The sequence below is a fragment of the Lentzea nigeriaca genome (assembly GCF_016907955.1).
GTDB classification, from domain to species: Bacteria; Actinomycetota; Actinomycetes; order Mycobacteriales; family Pseudonocardiaceae; genus Lentzea; species Lentzea nigeriaca.
Genome location: NZ_JAFBCX010000027.1, coordinates 55,878 through 72,417, shown reverse-complemented (window position 1 = coordinate 72,417; position 16,540 = coordinate 55,878). Strand labels below are relative to the sequence as shown.

Below are 16,540 nucleotides of genomic sequence, written 5' to 3'. Positions count from 1 at the left end.
CCGCACCAGGAGTTCATCCAGATCGACACGACGAACGTGCTGTTCATCGTGGCGGGCGCCTTCGCGGGCCTGGAGAAGATCATTCAGGACCGCGTCGGCAAGCGCGGCCTGGGCTTCGGTGCCGAGGTCCGCTCCAAGGCCGAGGTGGACGCGGCGGACTACTTCGCGGACTCCATGCCGGAGGACCTGATCAAGTTCGGCCTGATCCCCGAGTTCATCGGGCGTCTGCCGATGGTCGCCTCCGTGACGAACCTCGACAAGCCGTCGCTGGTGCAGATCCTCACCGAGCCGAAGAACGCCCTGGTCAAGCAGTACCAGAAGCTCTTCGAGATGGACGGCGTCGAGCTGGAGTTCACCAAGACCGCGCTCGAGGCCGTCGCCGACCAGGCGATCCTGCGCGGCACCGGTGCCCGCGGCCTGCGCGCGATCATGGAAGAGGTCCTGCTCCCCGTGATGTACGACATCCCGAGCCGCACGGACGTCGCCAAGGTCGTCATCACCGAGCAGACGGTGAAGGAGAACGTGAACCCGACGATCGTCGCTCGGCAGCCCTCGCGCCGTGAGCGGCGGGAGAAGTCGGCCTGACGCGATCTTCCGAACAGGGCCCCGGCAGCCACTGCCGGGGCCCTTTCGCGTTCTAAGGTGGAAGCATGTCGCTACCTCACGTGCTCATCCTCCACGGCTGGACCGGCTCGGGCCCTGACCACTGGCAGAGCTGGCTCGCCCGCACGGTGTCCGAGCACGGCGGCCTCGCGGACATGCCGCACTTCAGCGACCCGGACGAGCCCGACCTGGCCACGTGGCTGCGTGAGCTCGACACGCACCTGGAAGCCGCGCCGACCGACCGCGAACGTGTCGTCGTGGCCCACTCGCTCGGCTGCTACCTGTGGCTGCACCACGCCGCCCGCCAGAACATCGGCCACGTGGACCGCGTACTGCTGGTGGCCCCGCCCGCGCCGGACTACCCGGAGCCTGCCATCAAGTCGTTCTTCCCGGCCCCGCTGGACCCGGCCGGCCTCCGCCGCGCCGCCACCGACACCCGCCTCGTGGTGGGCGACGGCGACCCGTACTGCTCCATGCAGGTCTCCAAGCAGCTGGCCGAGGCGCTGCGCATCGAGGTCGACGTGCTGCCCGGCGCCGCCCACATCAACACCGACGCGGGCTACGGCGAGTGGCCCTCGGTGCTCAAGTGGGTGCGGTCGAAGACGGTGCCGCTCTCGCCGCGCTAGGTCGCACATCCTGGGGGGAACGTGGAGTGGCTGCGCCGCAGGCTGCCCGAGCTCGTCGCGGACCACGGTGTCGCCGGCGCCCAGGTCGCCGTGCTGGCCGACGGTGGGATCGTCGACGTGCTCAGCACCGCGACCGGCGCCGACACGATCGGCACCTACGTCGGCCAACTCGCCATGGCCGACCCAGATCATCACGCCCGGCGGGCTCCACTCGTACCTCGACGCCAGGTTCGTCGTGCTGGGCCGGATCGTGGAAGTAGTGCGCGGCAAGCCTTTCCACGTGGTGCTGCGCGAGCACGCACGTCGCGCGGACTACGGGTGCGGCGGCGAGCAAGGGCTCGGCTGGATGCTGCTCCGCTACGACAACGGCGTGAAACTACGCGCTTTCCCGACGCCACCCGCCACGCCGCCGGCCATGAACGTGGACGCCGTCGTTCGCACGAACCACTCCGCGCACGTCGACCTGCACGTGACACCGGGCGGTCCTGGCCGCGTCCGGTGGCTCCACCGCGCCAACCGGACTGCCGTCCGGGTCTGAGAAATGGGGGAAGTGTGATCAGTGAGTGGATCAAGCGCCGGCTGCCGGAGCTGATCGAGGAACACGGTGTCGTCGGCGCGCAGGTCGCGGTGCTGCACGACGACGAAATCGTCGATGCGGCAGCGGGCGTGCTGAACAACGTCACCAACGAGCCGGTGACCGCGCACTCGAGCTTCCAGATCGGCTCGATCACGAAGGTGTGGACGGCGACGCTCGTCCAAGAGCTGGTGAACGAGGGCCTGCTCGATCTCGACCAGCCCGTGCGTGCGGTGCTGCCGGAGTTCCGGCTGGCGGACGAGCACGCGGCGAAGGTCATCACGCCCCGCCAGCTGCTCAGCCACACCGGCGGTTTCGAGGGCGACCTCTTCCTCGACACCGGCAACGGCGACGACATGCTGGAGAAGTACCTGGAGCTGATGGCCGAGGCGAAGCAGGAGACTCCGCCCGGCGAGCTCTACACGTACTGCAACAGCGGCTTCGTGGTGCTCGGCCGGATCGTGGAAGTGTTGCGCGGCAAGCCTTTCCACACGGTCCTTCGCGAACGGCTGGTGGACAGGCTCGGCTTGCCGACGGCTGCCACACGTCACGCGGAGTACGCGGGGAAGCAGGTCGCCACGGGCCACCTCGGCGCCGAGCTGAAGCCCGTCGACGAGCTGATGACCGAGGCGGACGCACCGGCGGGCTCCGTGCTGGCGATGAGCGCGCGCGACCTGCTCCAGTTCGTGCGGATGCACCTCGCCACGACCGAGTTCGACGCGATGCGCGAAACCCAGGTCGTGCCGCCGGACTTCGGCCTCGGCGGACGGCAGGGCCTCGGCTGGATGCTGCACGACTACGACAACGGCATGACCGGCATGGGACACACCGGCCGCACTCTCGGTTTCCTGGCTTGGCTGCGGGTGATCCCCGAGGCGGACCTCGCGATCACCGTGCTGACCAACGGAGGCACGGCTCTGCCGGTCGTGGAGGCCTTGTACACGAAGGTGATCGGCGAGTTCGCGAAGCTGGGGGATCTGCCTGAGCCACCCGCGACGCCCGTGCCGATCGACGTCGAGAAGGTCGCCGGGACCTACCGGGCCGCGGGGCTCGACGTGCACATCACCGTGAGCGATCACGGCAGGGTCAAGGTGCGCTATGTGCCTCGTACCAAGGTCTACGAGGCGCTGACCGACACCGACGAGCACGAGTACACCGGCTTCCGCGACGACGCGCTGATCGCCGTGGAGCGCAAGGACGGCTTCCACTCGGTGATCGTCCTTTGTGGACGCGACGAGCAGGACAGGGTCAAGTGGGTGCACTACGGCCGTGCGGCGACGCGCGTCTAGACGGCCCGCTTGGCGTACTTCGCGAGGAACTGCACGACGTCGGGGGTCACCTTGCGGTAGAACCCGTCGTCGTGCCCTCCCGACTTCACCGTGCCGACCTCGGGCCGCACGTCGCGGATGAACCGGCGGGTGCCCTCGATGAACCTGTCGCGGTCACCGATCCACACGCCGAGCGCGGTCGGACCGGTCGCCTTGAGGTGCCGCAGGGGGTCGAGTGAGACCCACTCGTCCTCGTTCTTGAACGCGCGGCGTTTGGCCATCTCCGGCCACGTGGTGATCAGGCCGGGGGAGATGGCCGCGGTGGCCGCGATCGGGTCGCCACGTTCGGCACGGCGCCGTGCGTACAGCAACGCGCCGAAGCCGCCCATCGACACGCCCGTCACGGCGAACGGTTCGCCGTAGCCCCGCTCGCGCAGCCACTGGGGGACCTCGTCGAGCAGCATGGCCATCGGGTCGTCGCCCGGGGTGTTCTCGTGCCAGTAGTTGTCGCCGCCGTCGACCGCGACGAAACCGAACGCCGGGACGGAGCCCTTCGCGACGGCCGAGGTCAGCACCTCGTCGAGGTTGCCGATGGACGCGTGGCGGGCGTCGCCGTGCAGGCCGTGGAGCAGGATCGACATCGGCAGGCCGCGCGGGTTCGCGCCGGTCGGGAGGTAGAAGGCGAGGGTGACCTCGCGGCGGCGGGCGGCCGAGTACACGCGCTCGAAGCGGACCGTCGGCTTGGCGGCACCGGTGCCGCGCACGCGGTCGGCCGTGGCGATCTGCTGCTCCGTGGCCTCGGACGAAGACGACGACACGTAGGTCGCGACGCCTGTGGCTGTCGCGATGATCCCGCCGATCGCCGCGAGGAGGGTGCGGCGGCTGTACCTCGGTTCCCCCATGCTCACCTCATCGCGTGGGTACCGTTCCTCGTTTCGTTCTCAGAGGACGGAACGCACGCGTAAAAAGGACAGTTCCTCATCCGAATAACCCAGCCAGCGCAACACGTGATCATTGTGCGCGCCGAGGGCGGGGACCGCACCAGGTGACCACTCGAAACCGGCCACCGGCGGCGGCAGCATCCGGGCTGTGCCGCCGGGAACCTGCACGTCAACCCATGTGTCGAGCTGCGGGTGGGTGGGCAGTTCGGTGATCGAGCGGGTCAGTGCGGCCGGCACGTCGACGGCGTCCAGAGCGGCCAGCAACTCCTCCGCGGTCATGCCGGAAAATGCCTGTTCGAGCAGTTTCTGCAGCTCGTCGCGGTGCGCGACCCGAGAGGCCACTGTGGCGAACCTCTCCTCGGCACCGAGCCCGATCAGGCCGCACAACCGCTGCCACTGGCCGTCGTTCTGCACGGCCAGGTGCACGGCGCCGTCCGCGCAGGCCACCGGCCCGTACGGCGCGATGCTCGGGTGGTGCGCCCCCGAACGCGGGGCGGCGGCACCCGTCCCGGCGGCGTAGAGCATCGGCTGGTGCATCCACTCGGCCATCGCCTCGAACAGCGACAACCGCAGCCGCGCGCCGCAGCCCGTGCGTGCCTTCCGCAGCAAGGCCGCCAGCACGGCCGCGTGCAGTTGAACCCCGGCCGCGATGTCCGCGACCGAGATGCCGGCCCGTGCCATCACGTCACCCTCGCCGGTCAGCGACACCAGCCCGGCCTCGGACTGCACCAGCGCGTCGAACGCCTTGCGGCCCGCGTACGGGCCGTCCCAGCCGTACCCGGACAGCTCACCGACGATCAACGTCTCCGGCAGCTCCAGGGCCAGCCGCTCCCACACCCGCGGTGAGAGGTTGCACAGCAGCACGTCAGCGCGCGCGACCAGCCGTTGCAGCACCTCGCGGCCGTCCGGGTGGTTGATGTCGAGCGACACCGACTCCTTGCCGACGTTCGTCCACGCGAAGTACGAAGACACCTCGCCGCACGACGAGTCGTAGTGCCGCGCGAAGTCACCAGTACCGGGCCGTTCGATCTTGATCACGCGTGCCCCGAGATCGGCCAGCAACCGCGTCGCGTACGGGACGGCGACGGCCTGCTCCAGGCTCACCACCACGACGCCGTCAAGCGGTCTCAAGCACGCGCTCCCCTCCGGTGTAGACGTTCATCGAGTCGCCGCGCAGGAACCCGATGAGCGTCATCCCCTGTTCCTCCGCCAGCTCCACGGCGAGCGACGACGGCGCCGACACCGCGGCGAGCACCGGAATTCCGGCCATCGCGGCCTTCTGCACCAGCTCGAACGACGCCCGCCCGGACACCATCAGCACCGCTCCGGTCAGCGGCACGAGGTTCTGCAGCACCGCCCAGCCCAGCACCTTGTCGACGGCGTTGTGCCTGCCCACGTCCTCCCGCACGACCAGCAGCTCGCCGTTCACGAAGAGCCCCGCCGCGTGCAGCCCACCGGTGCTCTCGAAGACCTTCTGCCGTTCCCGCAACGCGTCCGGGAAGCCCGTCAGCGCCTCGGCCGTCACCCGCACCGGGTCGAGCGCGGGGGAGTGGCGGGTCTTGAGCTTCACCGCGTCCAGCGCGGCCTTCCCGCACACGCCGCACGACGACGTGGTGTAGAAGTTCCGCTCCACCCCGGTGTCCGGCGGCGGCACCCCGTCGGCCAGCGCGACGTCCAGCACGTTGTAGGTGTTCAGCCCGTCCGGCCCGGTGCCCTCGCAGAACCGGGCGACGGAGACGTCCTCCGCCGAGCCGACGACGCCCTCGCTGAGCAGGAAGCCGTGCGCGAGCTCGACGTCCTGGCCGGGCGTGCGCATCGTGACGGCCAACGACTTCCCGTTGACCCGCAGCTCCAGCGGTTCCTCGGCGGCCAGGGCGTCCACCCGGCGCCGCCGACCGTTCGGCGACACCCGCTCGACCGCCCGGCGCACCGTCACTCGGCCCATGTGCACATCTCCTTCGGACCGCTATGTTCCCCACCGACCAGGCTACGTGGGAGGGATCTCGGGGCATGGACGACGTCGTGATCGTGGGAGGCGGCCACAACGGGCTGGTGGCGGCCGCGTACCTCGCGCGGGCCGGGAAGTCGGTCAAGGTGCTGGAGAAGCTGCCGCACGTCGGCGGCGCGGCCGTGAGCGCGTCACCGTGGGAAGGCGTCGACGCCCGGCTGTCCCGGTTCTCCTACCTGGTGTCTCTGCTGCCCGACCAGATCGTGTCCGACCTGGGGCTCAACCTTGCGTTGCGGTCCCGCGCCGCCTCGTCGTACACCCCGAACGGCAGGACAGGGCTGCTGGTCGAACGCGAGCCGGGTGCCGCCACCGTGGCGTCGTTCGAGGCCGTGTGCGGGTCGCTGGACGACTGGGAGCGGTGGCAGCGCTGGTACGCCGACCTCGAACTGATGGCTCAAGCCTTGGCGCCGACTCTTTTGGAACCGTTGGTGTCAAGGGATCATCTGCGCGTGCACGTCGACGCGGTGGCGCGCGGCCGGTTGTGGGACCAGGTCTTCGAACGCCCGATCGGCGCGACGCTGCAGGAGCTGTTCGACAACAACCTGGTGCGAGGCGTCGTCGCCACGGATGCGTTGATCGGCACGCATTCGTCGCTGCATTCGTTGCGCGCCAACAAGTGCTTCCTCTACCACGTGATCGGCAACGGCTCGGGTGAGTGGAAGGTCCCGGTCGGTGGCATGGGCGCGGTGACCGCCGAGCTGGAACGGGTCGCCCGTGAGGCCGGTGCGGAGATCATCACCGATGCGCACGTGACTGTCGTCGAGTCCGACGGCAGGACGGCGTCCGTCACCTACGACGACACCGCTGTGCAGGCCCGGTTCGTGCTGTCCAATGTGGCGCCTTCCGTGCTGGGACGGTTGCAGGGCAAGGAGGTCCACGACGAGCCCGGCTGCCAGCTGAAGATCAACATGCTGCTGCGCAGGCTGCCGGAGCTGAAGTCCGGAGTGGACGCACGGCTCGCGTTCGCGGGCACGTTCCACCTCGACGAGGCCTACGACCAGCTGGAGACCGCGTACCTGGAGAGCGCGGCGGGGCAGGTGCCGTCGGTGCTGCCGGGCGAGATGTACTGCCACTCGCTGACGGACCCGTCGATCCTCGGGCCGTCGCTGGCGGGCCACGAGACGTTGACACTGTTCGGCCTGCACCTGCCCGCGTCGTTGTTCGAAGGCCGCAACGAACGGCTGCGCGACGAGCTGGTGCGGCGCTATCTGGACCAGCTCGACGCCCACCTGGTCGAGCCGATCCGGGACTGCCTGGCGACCGACGCACAGGGCAGGCCGTGTCTCGAGGCGCGCACACCACTGGACCTGGAGGAAGAGCTCGGACTGCCGGGTGGCAACATCTTCCACGGAGAGCTCGACTGGCCGTTCGCCGAGACCGACGCCGAGGTCGGCCGGTGGGGCGTCGAGACGGACGTGGACAACGTCTTCGTCTGCGGCGCGGGCTCCCGGCGCGGTGGCGGGGTCAGCGGGATCGGCGGCCACAACGCGGCACGGGCCGTCCTCGAACGCATCTGAAGTTTCTACTGTGACATTTTCGATGGCACCACGCGTCATCTCTGGTTACAGTTGACGGCGTGGGGGACTTTTACGGGATCGCGGAAATCGCCGACGCCATGGGGCTGAGCCGGCAGTTGGTCGCTGTGTGGCGCAAGAGACGCTCGCACGGCATTCCCGAGCCCGACGCCGAGCTCGCGTCCGGCCCGATCTGGCGGCGCGAGACGGTCGAGCCGTGGATCGAGCGCACGCGTGGGCGGCTCGGGCTCGCGGGCGCGCGGGAGTCGGCGAGCAGGAGCCTGCGCCTGCGCACGTGCCGGCGGGTGTTGCGGCTGGCCGCGCTGATGCTGGAGGAGCCGCAACGGCCGCGCGTGCTCAACGACGCGGCCGATCAGCTGCGCGACCTCATCCACGAGGTCGACCAGACCGCGGACGACGTCGTCGGCGCGCTGCTGCGGGAGCTCATCGAACCGGTGCGCGACCCGGACGTGCCCGCCGAGTTGCTACGGGTGCCGGTCATTGAGTCGTTGCCACTGGTGACCGCCGTCGCGCGTAACTCGCCAGACTGGTGACGAGGGCTCCCAACGCGGCCAGCGCCATGTCGGCGTGGGCGTCCCACATGTCGCCCTGCTGGCCGTTGTAGGCCTCGGCGATGTCGGGCGCGAGCGTCATCGCGATCGCCCACTCCAGCAGCTCGTAGGCCGCGCTGGTCGCCAGCACGATCTCCAGCGAGCGCAACCACTTCTGCCGCAGGATCGCCGTCAGGCACACGCCGTACGCGAAGTGCACGAGCCGGTCGAAGTGGTTGCGCTCCCAGGAGAAGACCTCCGAGAGCCGCACGCCGAACACGACTTGCGTCCAGTCGTACGGCACGAACGAGTAGATCCACCGCGCCGCGATCGTGTGCAGCGCCAGGAACAGCAGCGCCCACGCGCACTGCGCGGTGTCGAGACGCTTCCTGAGCAACCACAGCGCCACGAGCGCCACGGCCGTCAACGAACTGTGCAGTGCCTGTTCAGCGGGCCACGGCGGATCGATCCACGTCACCGCGACCAACGCTCCGAACGCCCCCAACAGCCACAGCTGCCCCCGAGTCATGAGTACAACGAGCGCATGGACGACCCGTCCCTGCGTCCTGAAGGTTCCCGCGCCGTTCGCATCTTCCTGGGTGTCACGGTCGCGACCGAATAACACGAAACTGAGGGGAAATGTCATGTTGCCGCACCACGATGCGTTTGCTATCGCGAAGCAACGGCAGGCCGACTTCGAGGCCGACGCGGCCGCCCGGCGGCTCGTTCGCGCACCTGAGGAAGCCGTCGACCGGCCTTCTCGCGGCACAGGGAGCGGTCTCTTCGTGGCAGGGCGCCGCCGCTGGAGGCTGTTCGGTCGCGTGCGACCGGCGTAGCGTGTGACCTCGCCGCCGCTGCAAACGTTTTCATCGGGAGGTTGCTCCGTGATGCGGAGACTCGGCGTGGCGGTGGCGGCAGCACTGTTGGCCACGACAGTGCTCGCGGAACCGGCACAGGCGGCGGTCCACGACGTCAAGGACTACGGCGCTGTCGGCAACGGCAGCGCGAACGACACGGCGGCGATCAACAAGGCGATCACCGCGGCGAACGCGGCCGGCGGCGGGACGGTGCGGTTCCCGTCCGGCACCTACCGCTCGCCCAACTCGATCCACCTCAAGAGCGACGTGACGATCCAGCTCGACGCGGGCGCGACGATCATGGGCGCGAGCGGCAGCGGGTACGACAAGCCGGAGTCCAACCCCAACGACAAGTACCAGGACTACGGGCACAGCCACTTCCACAACGCGATGATCTGGGGTGACCGGCTGACGAACATCGCGTTCGTCGGCCAGGGCACCATCGACGGCGGTGGCGCGCTGATCACCGGCAACCCCGGCAGCGGCCAGGCCGACAAGATCATCTCGTTGACGCGCTGCGAGAACCTCACCGTGAGCGGCATCAAGCTGCGGCGCGGCGGGCACTTCGCGATGCTGATCAACGGCTGCAAGAACGTCGTCAGCGACCGGCTCACGATCGACACCGCGAGCGACCGCGACGGCTGGAACGTCATCAGCACCACCAACGTCACGATCACCAACGGCAACTTCGCGGCCAACGACGACGCGCTGGTGTTCAAGAGCGACTACGCACTCGGGCAGAAGCTCGGCAACGGCAACGTGAAGGTCTACGACACCAAGCTCAGCGCACGCTGCTGCAACGCGTTGATGTTCGGCTCGGAGACGTGCGGCGACTTCACCGGCTACGACTTCCAGCGCATCGACATCAAGGGCTCCAACAAGTCCGGACTCGGCCTCGTGTCGATGGACGGGTCGGTCATCTCCGACGTGCACTACCGCGACATCACCGTGAGCGGCGTGCGGTCGCCGATCATGCTCAAGGTCGGCGCCCGCAAACGCTGCGGCAACAGTCCCGGCGTCGGCACCATCAAGAACGTCACGTACGACAACATCACCATCGACGGCGCGTCGCCGTCGTTCAGCCCGACCATCATGGGCGACGTCGACGGGCACATCACCGACGTGACGTTCACCAACGTCAAGATCAACCTACCGGGCGGTAACGGCACCATGTCGACCGACCCGCCCAGCAACGACCGCAAGAACTACAACCCGAACAGCATCGGCACGCGGCCCGCGTACGGCTGGTACATCCGCTACGCCGACCGCATCAGGTTCGCCGGCGGCAGCGCGGTCTCGTTCACGAAGAACGACGGCAGGCCCGCCGTGATCACGGACAACTCGACCGACATCTCGTTCGAGTCGTTCGGCTGGGAGCGCGGCACGAACAGCCCGACCGACTTCCTCTTCCGCAACACCAAGGGGTTCTGCGTGCGCGACAGCGGATCGCCACGCACGCAGAACACCGGCTCGACCGAGAAGTGCTAGGCCTGCTCCAGTCGCACGATGACTGACTTGGAGGTCGGCGTCCCCGAGATGTCCGCCTTGGAGTCCAACGGCACCAAGGGGTTCGCCTCGGGGAAGTACGTGGCCACGCATCCGTGCGCGGTCGGGTAGGAGACGATCCGGAACGACTCGGCGCGGCGTTCCACCACGCCCGTCGGGTCGTCCTTCCACTCCGACACGATGTTCACCATCTGACCGTCGGAGAAGCCGAGCTTCTTGATGTCGTCGGGGTTCACGAACACCACGCGCCGCCCGTCCTTCACGCCGCGGTAGCGGTCGTCCAGGCCGTAGATCGTGGTGTTGTACTGGTCGTGGCTGCGCAGGGTCTGCATCAGCAGGCGGCCCTCCGGCACCTCCAGCACGGTCAACTCGTTCGCCGTGAAGTTCGCCTTGCCGGTCGCCGTCGCGAACTCCTGCGAGTCACGGGGCGGGTGCGGCAGCACGAAACCGTCGGGCTGGCGCACGCGCGTGTTGTAGTCGGCGCACCCCGGCACGACGCGGGAGATGTGCTCGCGGATGACGTCGTAGTCCTTCTCGAACTCCTCCCACGCGACGGCGTGGGAAGCGCCGAGGACCTTGCGGGCGAGGCGGCAGATGATCGACACCTCGGACAGCAGCTGGTCGGACGCGGGCTTCAACCGGCCGCGCGAGCGGTGCACGACCGACATCGAGTCCTCGACCGTCACGAACTGCTCGCCGGAGTGCTGCACGTCGCTTTCGGTGCGGCCCAGCGCTGGGAGGATCAGCGCCGTCTTGCCGTGGACCACGTGCGAGCGGTTGAGCTTCGTGGAGACGTGCACGGTCAACGAGCACTGTTCCAGCGCCTTCTCGGTCACCGGCGTGTCCGGCGTGGCGCTGACGAAGTTGCCGCCCATCGCGATGAACACCTTGCCGCGGCCCTGGCGCATGGCGTTGATGGCGTCGACGGTGTCGTAGCCGTGCTTGCGCGGCACCGGGATGCCGAACTCGTTCTCCAGCGCCAGGAGGAACTTCTCCGGCATCTTCTCGTAGATGCCCATCGTGCGGTCGCCCTGCACGTTCGAGTGGCCGCGCACCGGGCACAGGCCCGCGCCCGGCTTGCCGATCATGCCGCGCAGGAACATGACGTTCGCGACCTCGCGGATCGTCGGCACGCTGTGCTTGTGCTGCGTCAGGCCCATGGCCCAGCAGGCGATCGTGCGCTTCGAGTCGACGAACATGCCCGCGACCCTGGTGATCTGCTCGCGGGTGAGGCCGGTCGCGGTGAGCACACGGTCCCAGTCGAGCTCGCGCAGGCTTTCCGCGTACTCCTCGGAGCCGTGCGTCTTGGCCTGCACGAAGTCCTTGTCGGCCTTGTCCCACTGCAGGATCAGGTGACCGATCGCCTGGAACAACGCCTGGTCGCCGCCCACCTTGATCTGCACGAACTCGTCGCACAGCGCGGTGCCGCGGCCGACGACGCCCGCCACGTTCTGCGGGTTCTTGAACCGCATGAGGCCCGCTTCCGGCAACGGGTTCACCGCGATGATCCTCGCGCCGTTCTTCTTGGCGTCCTCCAGCGCGCTGAGCATGCGCGGGTGGTTCGTACCGGGGTTCTGGCCGACGACCACGATCAGGTCGGCGAGCTCGAAGTCCTTGATCGACACCGAGCCCTTGCCGATGCCGATCGTCTCGTTCAGCGCGGCGCCGGACGACTCGTGGCACATGTTCGAGCAGTCCGGCAGGTTGTTGGTGCCGAACGAGCGGACCAGCAGCTGGTAGAGGAACGCGGCCTCGTTGCTGGTGCGGCCGGACGTGTAGAAGATCGCCTCGTCGGGCGAGGACAGCGCGTTCAGCTCCTCGGCGATCAGCGTGAACGCGGCGTCCCAGCTGATCGGCGTGTAGTGCGTGGCGCCGGGGCGCAGCACCATCGGCTCGGTGAGCCTGCCCTGCTGGCCGAGCCAGTAGTCGGTCTTCGTCCGCAGGCTCTCGACGGAGTGCGCGGCGAAGAACTCCGGCCCGATCCGCCGCTTCGTGGCTTCCTCGGCGACCGCCTTCGCGCCGTTCTCGCAGAACTCCGCCATCTTGCGGTGGCCCTGGGGCTCCGGCCACGCGCAGCCAGGGCAGTCGAAGCCTTCACGCTGGTTGAGCAGGCGCAACGTCTTGACCGTCCGGCCGACACCCATCTGCTCGACCGCACGGTCGAGCGACACGAGCACACCGGGAATACCCGCTGCCCATGTCTTCGGCGCGGTGACTTCGAGCTCGGACTCGTCGACGTCGTGCTGCGGGGGCTTGCTGCTCATGGCTGCATTCTTCGCTGATCGACGTCGGCGCCGCCAGCGCCCCCGAAGAACGCGGCGGCGTCGCCGTCACGGGCCCCAAGGGGTTGAACGGTCCGTGACGGTCAATTGTGATCGCCGTCACTGTCGCCCGGCACCTCTGAAAGGGTGATCATTCGCAGTTGGCGGCCGACATCTTCGCGTCCGGCGCGAACCACTCCTCCGGCTTGCGGAAGTCGTCCTTCGTCACGCCGGTCGGCAGCGGCCGCTTCTCGACGAACATGGGGGCGAGGAAGCCCTCTTTCAGCGACTTGCAGGCCATCGAGTACCAGAAGCCGTCGCTCTTGGTGATCCAGAAGCCGTCCGCTGTGAGCTGATAGTCGACGTCCGCACGCTGCAGGGCGACGATCTCGTACTGGTCGAGCAGCGTCTTCTTGTCACCGGGGTCGAAGGCGTAGGCGAACCGGTAGCTCGTGTGCACCACCGGGCGGCCGTACTCGTCGCGGCCCGGCCACATGCGGCCGTCCACCTTGATCCCGTTCGGCAGCAGCTTCGTACCCTTCTTCAGCCGGGTGATCGCCGTGCCTCCCGGCTCGTTCCGCCAGGGACCCTGCTGTGCGGGCGCCAGCGGCGCCACGAACGGCTCCATGTCGTGGTCGGCGATCACCCGCGGGTCCACGTGCCCGGTGATGAGCGCCTTGCGCACGGCTTCGTAGGACGCGGCGTACTCGGGGTCCTGATCCGGCGCGACGATGCCCTTTTCGCCGTCGGCCCACTGCTCGGCGGGGGTGCCCGCGAACGGCTTCTCGACGTTGACGCCCTGGTACGGCGCGACGGTCGTCGGGAGCGTCACCTGCGGAAGCGTCACCTGCGGCAGCGAGACCCCGTCGAACGTCCCGGCCCGGTACAGCCCGAACAGCACCGCGCCCGTGACGGCCAGGGCGATCGCCGCGACGATCTTGCCGCTGTGCCTGCGCAGCAGGGCCTGCCGTCGTTGCCCGCGGATTTCCCGCTTGGCACGTCTGTTCGCGGCGCGCAGCCACGCCGCGTCTCTCAGGTCGGGATGGTCCTCGATGTCGTACTGCACGTTCCCCCCAAAGTTGATCGGCGGACATCATCAGTCACCTCCGGGGGAACGCCATCGGCTCGGTCCGGATTGTCGCCGGGCCGTTATCAGGTATCTCGTTTCAAGTCGATACCTCCCGCTCCGTAGACTTGACAGCTGTGACTGAACTCGACACCGCAACCCAGCGTCCTGACCTCCCCGCCGCGTGGACTCCGGCGGAGGTAGAGGCGGAGCTGTACCAGCGGTGGGTCGACCGGGGCTACTTCGAGGCGGACGTCAAGAGCGACAAGCCGCCGTTCACGATCGTGCTGCCCCCGCCCAACGTCACCGGCAGCCTCCACATGGGCCACGCCATGAACCACAGCGTGATGGACGCGCTGACCAGGCGCCGCCGCATGCAGGGCTACGAGGTCCTGTGGCTGCCGGGCATGGACCACGCCGGCATCGCGACGCAGAACGCCGTCGAGCGCGACCTCGCCAAGCAGGGCATGTCGCGGCACGACCTCGGTCGCGAGAAGTTCGTCGAGCGCGTCTGGGAGTGGAAAGAGGAGTACGGCGGCAAGATCCTCGACCAGATGAAGCGGCTCGGCGACGGCATCGACTGGTCGCGTGAGCGCTTCACCATGGACGAGGGGCTGTCGCGCGCCGTCCAGACGATCTTCAAGAAGATGTACGACGACGGGCTGATCTACCAGGCCGAGCGGATCATCAACTGGTGCCCGCGCTGCCAGACGGCGCTGTCGGACGTCGAGGTCGACCACAGCGACGACGACGGCGAGCTCGTCTCGATCCGCTACGGCGACGGTGAGAACTCGATCGTCGTCGCGACCACGCGCGCCGAGACGATGCTCGGTGACACGGCGGTCGCCGTCCACCCGGACGACGAGCGCTACCAGCACCTCATCGGCACCGAGGTCGAGCTGCCGCTGACCGGCCGCCGCATCCCGATCGTCGCCGACACGCACGTCGACCCGAAGTTCGGTACCGGCGCGGTCAAGGTGACGCCCGCTCACGACCCGAACGACTTCGAGATCGGCCAGCGCCACAACCTGCCGAACCTCACGATCATGGACGGCCGCGCGACCATCACCGCGCACGGCCCGTTCGAGGGGCTCGACCGGTTCGAGGCCCGTCCGGCGATCGTCGCCGCGTTGCGCGCGGACGGCCGGATCGTCGCGGAGAAGCGGCCGTACGTCCACGCGGTCGGCCACTGCTCGCGGTGCGACACGGTCATCGAGCCGCGCCTGTCGCTGCAGTGGTGGGTCAAGGTCGAGGGCATCGCCGCCGCCGCCTCTGCCGCCGTTCGCGACGGCCGCACCAAGATCCACCCGGCGGAGCTGAACAAGCGCTACTTCGACTGGACCGACAACCTGCACGACTGGTGCATCTCGCGTCAGCTGTGGTGGGGCCACCGGATCCCGGTCTGGTACGGCCCGAACGGCGAGGTCGTCTGCGTCGGACCGGACGACGAGGTGCCCACGGGTGAGGGCTGGCGTCAGGACGAGGACGTCCTCGACACCTGGTTCTCGTCGGGCCTGTGGCCGTTCTCGACCCTGGGCTGGCCGGACTCCACCGAGGACCTCGAGAAGTTCTACCCGACCAGCGTTTTGTCCACCGGCTACGACATCCTGTTCTTCTGGGTCGTCCGGATGATGATGTTCGGCCTGTACGCGATGGACGACGTCCAGCCGTTCGACCACGTCTTCCTGCACGGCCTGATCCGGGACCAGTACGGCAAGAAGATGTCGAAGACCAAGGGCAACGGCATCGACCCGCTGGACTGGATGGAGCGCTACGGCGCCGACGCCACCCGGTTCACGCTGCTGCGCGGCACGAACCCCGGTTCGGACATGGCCGTCGCGGAGGAGTGGGCGGCCGGTTCGCGCAACTTCACCACGAAGCTGTGGAACGCCGCTCGGTTCGCTCTCGCCAACGGTGCGACGGTGGCGCGTCCGCTGCCGGACCGTTCCGAGCTGACGGCGGCCGACCGCTGGATCCTCGACGAGCTCGACGCGTTGGTGTCCACTGTGGACTCCAATTTCGAGGCGTTCCAGTTCTCCCGTGCCTGCGAGGCGCTGTACAGCTTCACGTGGGACGAGTTCTGCGACTGGTACCTGGAGATCGCGAAGGTCCAGATCGCGGACGGCCGCGCCGAGGCCACGCAGTCCGTCCTCGGTCACGTCCTCGACGTCCTGCTGCGCCTGCTGCACCCGGCGATCCCGTTCATCACCGAGACGCTGTGGACGTCGCTGACCGGCGGCGAGTCGCTCGTCGTCGCGTCGTGGCCGTCCGCGTCGGGTGCCGAGCGCGACGCCGAGGCCGCGGCCCAGGTCGAGGGCCTGAAGAAGCTGGCCACCGAGATCCGCCGGTTCCGTTCCGAGCAGGGCCTCAGGCCGGGCCAGAAGGTCGCGGGTAAGGTCCGCGGCGCGTGCTGCGTCGGCCTGACCGACCAGGTGCCCGCGGTCCGCGCGATGACGCGGCTGACCGAGCCGGGCGACGAGTTCACCGTCTCGGCCACGCTGGAGGTCGGTCTGCCCAAGGGCGCGGTGAAGGTCGAGCTGGACCTGTCCGGCGCGATCGACGTCGCCGCCGAGCGCAAGCGGCTGGCGAAGGACCTCGCCGCAGCGCAGAAGGAGCTCGAGGGCACGACGAAGAAACTGGGCAACGAGGCGTTCCTCGCCAAGGCGCCCGCCGAGGTCAAGGCCAAGATCGAGGAGCGCAAGGCCGTGGCCGAGGCCGAGATCGCCCGCATCAACGAGCGCCTGGCCGCGCTGCCGGAGGCGTAA

At 68.7% G+C, this 16,540-nt stretch carries 14 protein-coding genes; 8 read left to right on the top strand and 6 right to left on the bottom strand.

Annotation, left to right across the window (positions count from 1 at the left end; translation table 11 throughout):
• From JOD27_RS42760 to JOD27_RS42745, 4 genes are all read left to right on the top strand, one after another.
• Positions 1-585, top strand: a 585-nt coding sequence (locus tag JOD27_RS42760) for a ClpB D2-like domain containing protein (protein WP_204768109.1), incomplete at its 5' end; no start/stop codon positions are given.
• A 65-nt stretch (positions 586-650) separates the two neighbouring features.
• Positions 651-1,229 (top strand): RBBP9/YdeN family alpha/beta hydrolase, encoded by a 579-nt coding sequence (locus JOD27_RS42755; RefSeq protein WP_204768108.1) that lies wholly within the window; start codon positions 651-653, stop codon positions 1,227-1,229.
• 235 nt (positions 1,230-1,464) lie between these two features.
• A complete protein-coding gene (locus tag JOD27_RS42750) occupies positions 1,465-1,767 on the top strand; it encodes a hypothetical protein (protein ID WP_204768107.1) in 303 nt (100 codons plus the stop codon).
• Positions 1,768-1,781: 14 nt separating this feature from the next.
• On the top strand, positions 1,782-3,092 hold the full coding sequence (locus tag JOD27_RS42745; RefSeq protein WP_204768106.1) for a serine hydrolase domain-containing protein: 1,311 nt from the start codon (positions 1,782-1,784) through the stop codon (positions 3,090-3,092).
• On the opposite strand, the gene JOD27_RS42740 is transcribed toward JOD27_RS42745, so the two are convergent.
• The 3 genes from JOD27_RS42740 to fdhD are packed head-to-tail and all read right to left on the bottom strand — an operon-like array spanning position 3,089 to position 5,957.
• The gene (locus JOD27_RS42740) at positions 3,089-3,973 is read right to left on the bottom strand and encodes an alpha/beta hydrolase (protein ID WP_204768105.1); all 885 of its coding nucleotides are present in this window, start codon (positions 3,971-3,973) and stop codon (positions 3,089-3,091) included. The two genes, JOD27_RS42745 and JOD27_RS42740, sit on opposite strands and share 4 nt — an antisense overlap.
• Before the next feature lie 39 nt (positions 3,974-4,012).
• Positions 4,013-5,143, bottom strand: coding sequence for a CaiB/BaiF CoA transferase family protein (locus JOD27_RS42735; RefSeq protein WP_204768104.1), 1,131 nt, complete (start codon positions 5,141-5,143; stop codon positions 4,013-4,015).
• Positions 5,130-5,957 carry a formate dehydrogenase accessory sulfurtransferase FdhD gene (gene fdhD, locus JOD27_RS42730; protein WP_204768103.1) on the bottom strand — a complete coding sequence of 276 codons (828 nt, stop codon included), beginning with the start codon at positions 5,955-5,957 and terminating at the stop codon, positions 5,130-5,132. Before fdhD ends, JOD27_RS42735 begins: the two co-directional genes overlap by 14 nt.
• Positions 5,958-6,022: 65 nt before the next feature.
• On the opposite strand from fdhD, the gene JOD27_RS42725 reads away from it, so the two are divergent.
• Together JOD27_RS42725 and JOD27_RS42720 are read left to right on the top strand one after the other, a co-directional pair.
• Positions 6,023-7,537 (top strand): phytoene desaturase family protein, encoded by a 1,515-nt coding sequence (locus tag JOD27_RS42725; RefSeq protein WP_204768102.1) that lies wholly within the window; start codon positions 6,023-6,025, stop codon positions 7,535-7,537.
• 59 nt (positions 7,538-7,596) lie between these two features.
• Positions 7,597-8,088 (top strand): hypothetical protein, encoded by a 492-nt coding sequence (locus JOD27_RS42720; protein ID WP_112275615.1) that lies wholly within the window; start codon positions 7,597-7,599, stop codon positions 8,086-8,088.
• Here JOD27_RS42720 and JOD27_RS42715 read toward each other — a convergent pair.
• Positions 8,033-8,614: a DUF2238 domain-containing protein gene (locus tag JOD27_RS42715; RefSeq protein WP_204768101.1), complete on the bottom strand. Its 582-nt coding sequence runs from the start codon at positions 8,612-8,614 to the stop codon at positions 8,033-8,035. The two genes, JOD27_RS42720 and JOD27_RS42715, sit on opposite strands and share 56 nt — an antisense overlap.
• Before the next feature lie 358 nt (positions 8,615-8,972).
• Between JOD27_RS42715 and JOD27_RS42710 the strand changes: the two genes are divergently transcribed.
• On the top strand, positions 8,973-10,430 hold the full coding sequence (locus JOD27_RS42710) for a glycoside hydrolase family 28 protein (protein WP_204768116.1): 1,458 nt from the start codon (positions 8,973-8,975) through the stop codon (positions 10,428-10,430).
• On the opposite strand, the gene JOD27_RS42705 is transcribed toward JOD27_RS42710, so the two are convergent.
• Positions 10,427-12,712, bottom strand: a complete 2,286-nt coding sequence (locus JOD27_RS42705; RefSeq protein ID WP_204768100.1) for an FdhF/YdeP family oxidoreductase — start codon at positions 12,710-12,712, stop codon at positions 10,427-10,429. The genes JOD27_RS42710 and JOD27_RS42705 overlap by 4 nt on opposite strands.
• 148 nt (positions 12,713-12,860) lie before the next feature.
• Positions 12,861-13,775, bottom strand: coding sequence for a hypothetical protein (locus tag JOD27_RS42700; RefSeq protein WP_204768099.1), 915 nt, complete (start codon positions 13,773-13,775; stop codon positions 12,861-12,863).
• Positions 13,776-13,912: 137 nt separating this feature from the next.
• Here JOD27_RS42700 and JOD27_RS42695 point away from each other — a divergent pair, with 137 nt between their 5' ends.
• Positions 13,913-16,540: a valine--tRNA ligase gene (locus tag JOD27_RS42695; RefSeq protein ID WP_204768098.1), complete on the top strand. Its 2,628-nt coding sequence runs from the start codon at positions 13,913-13,915 to the stop codon at positions 16,538-16,540.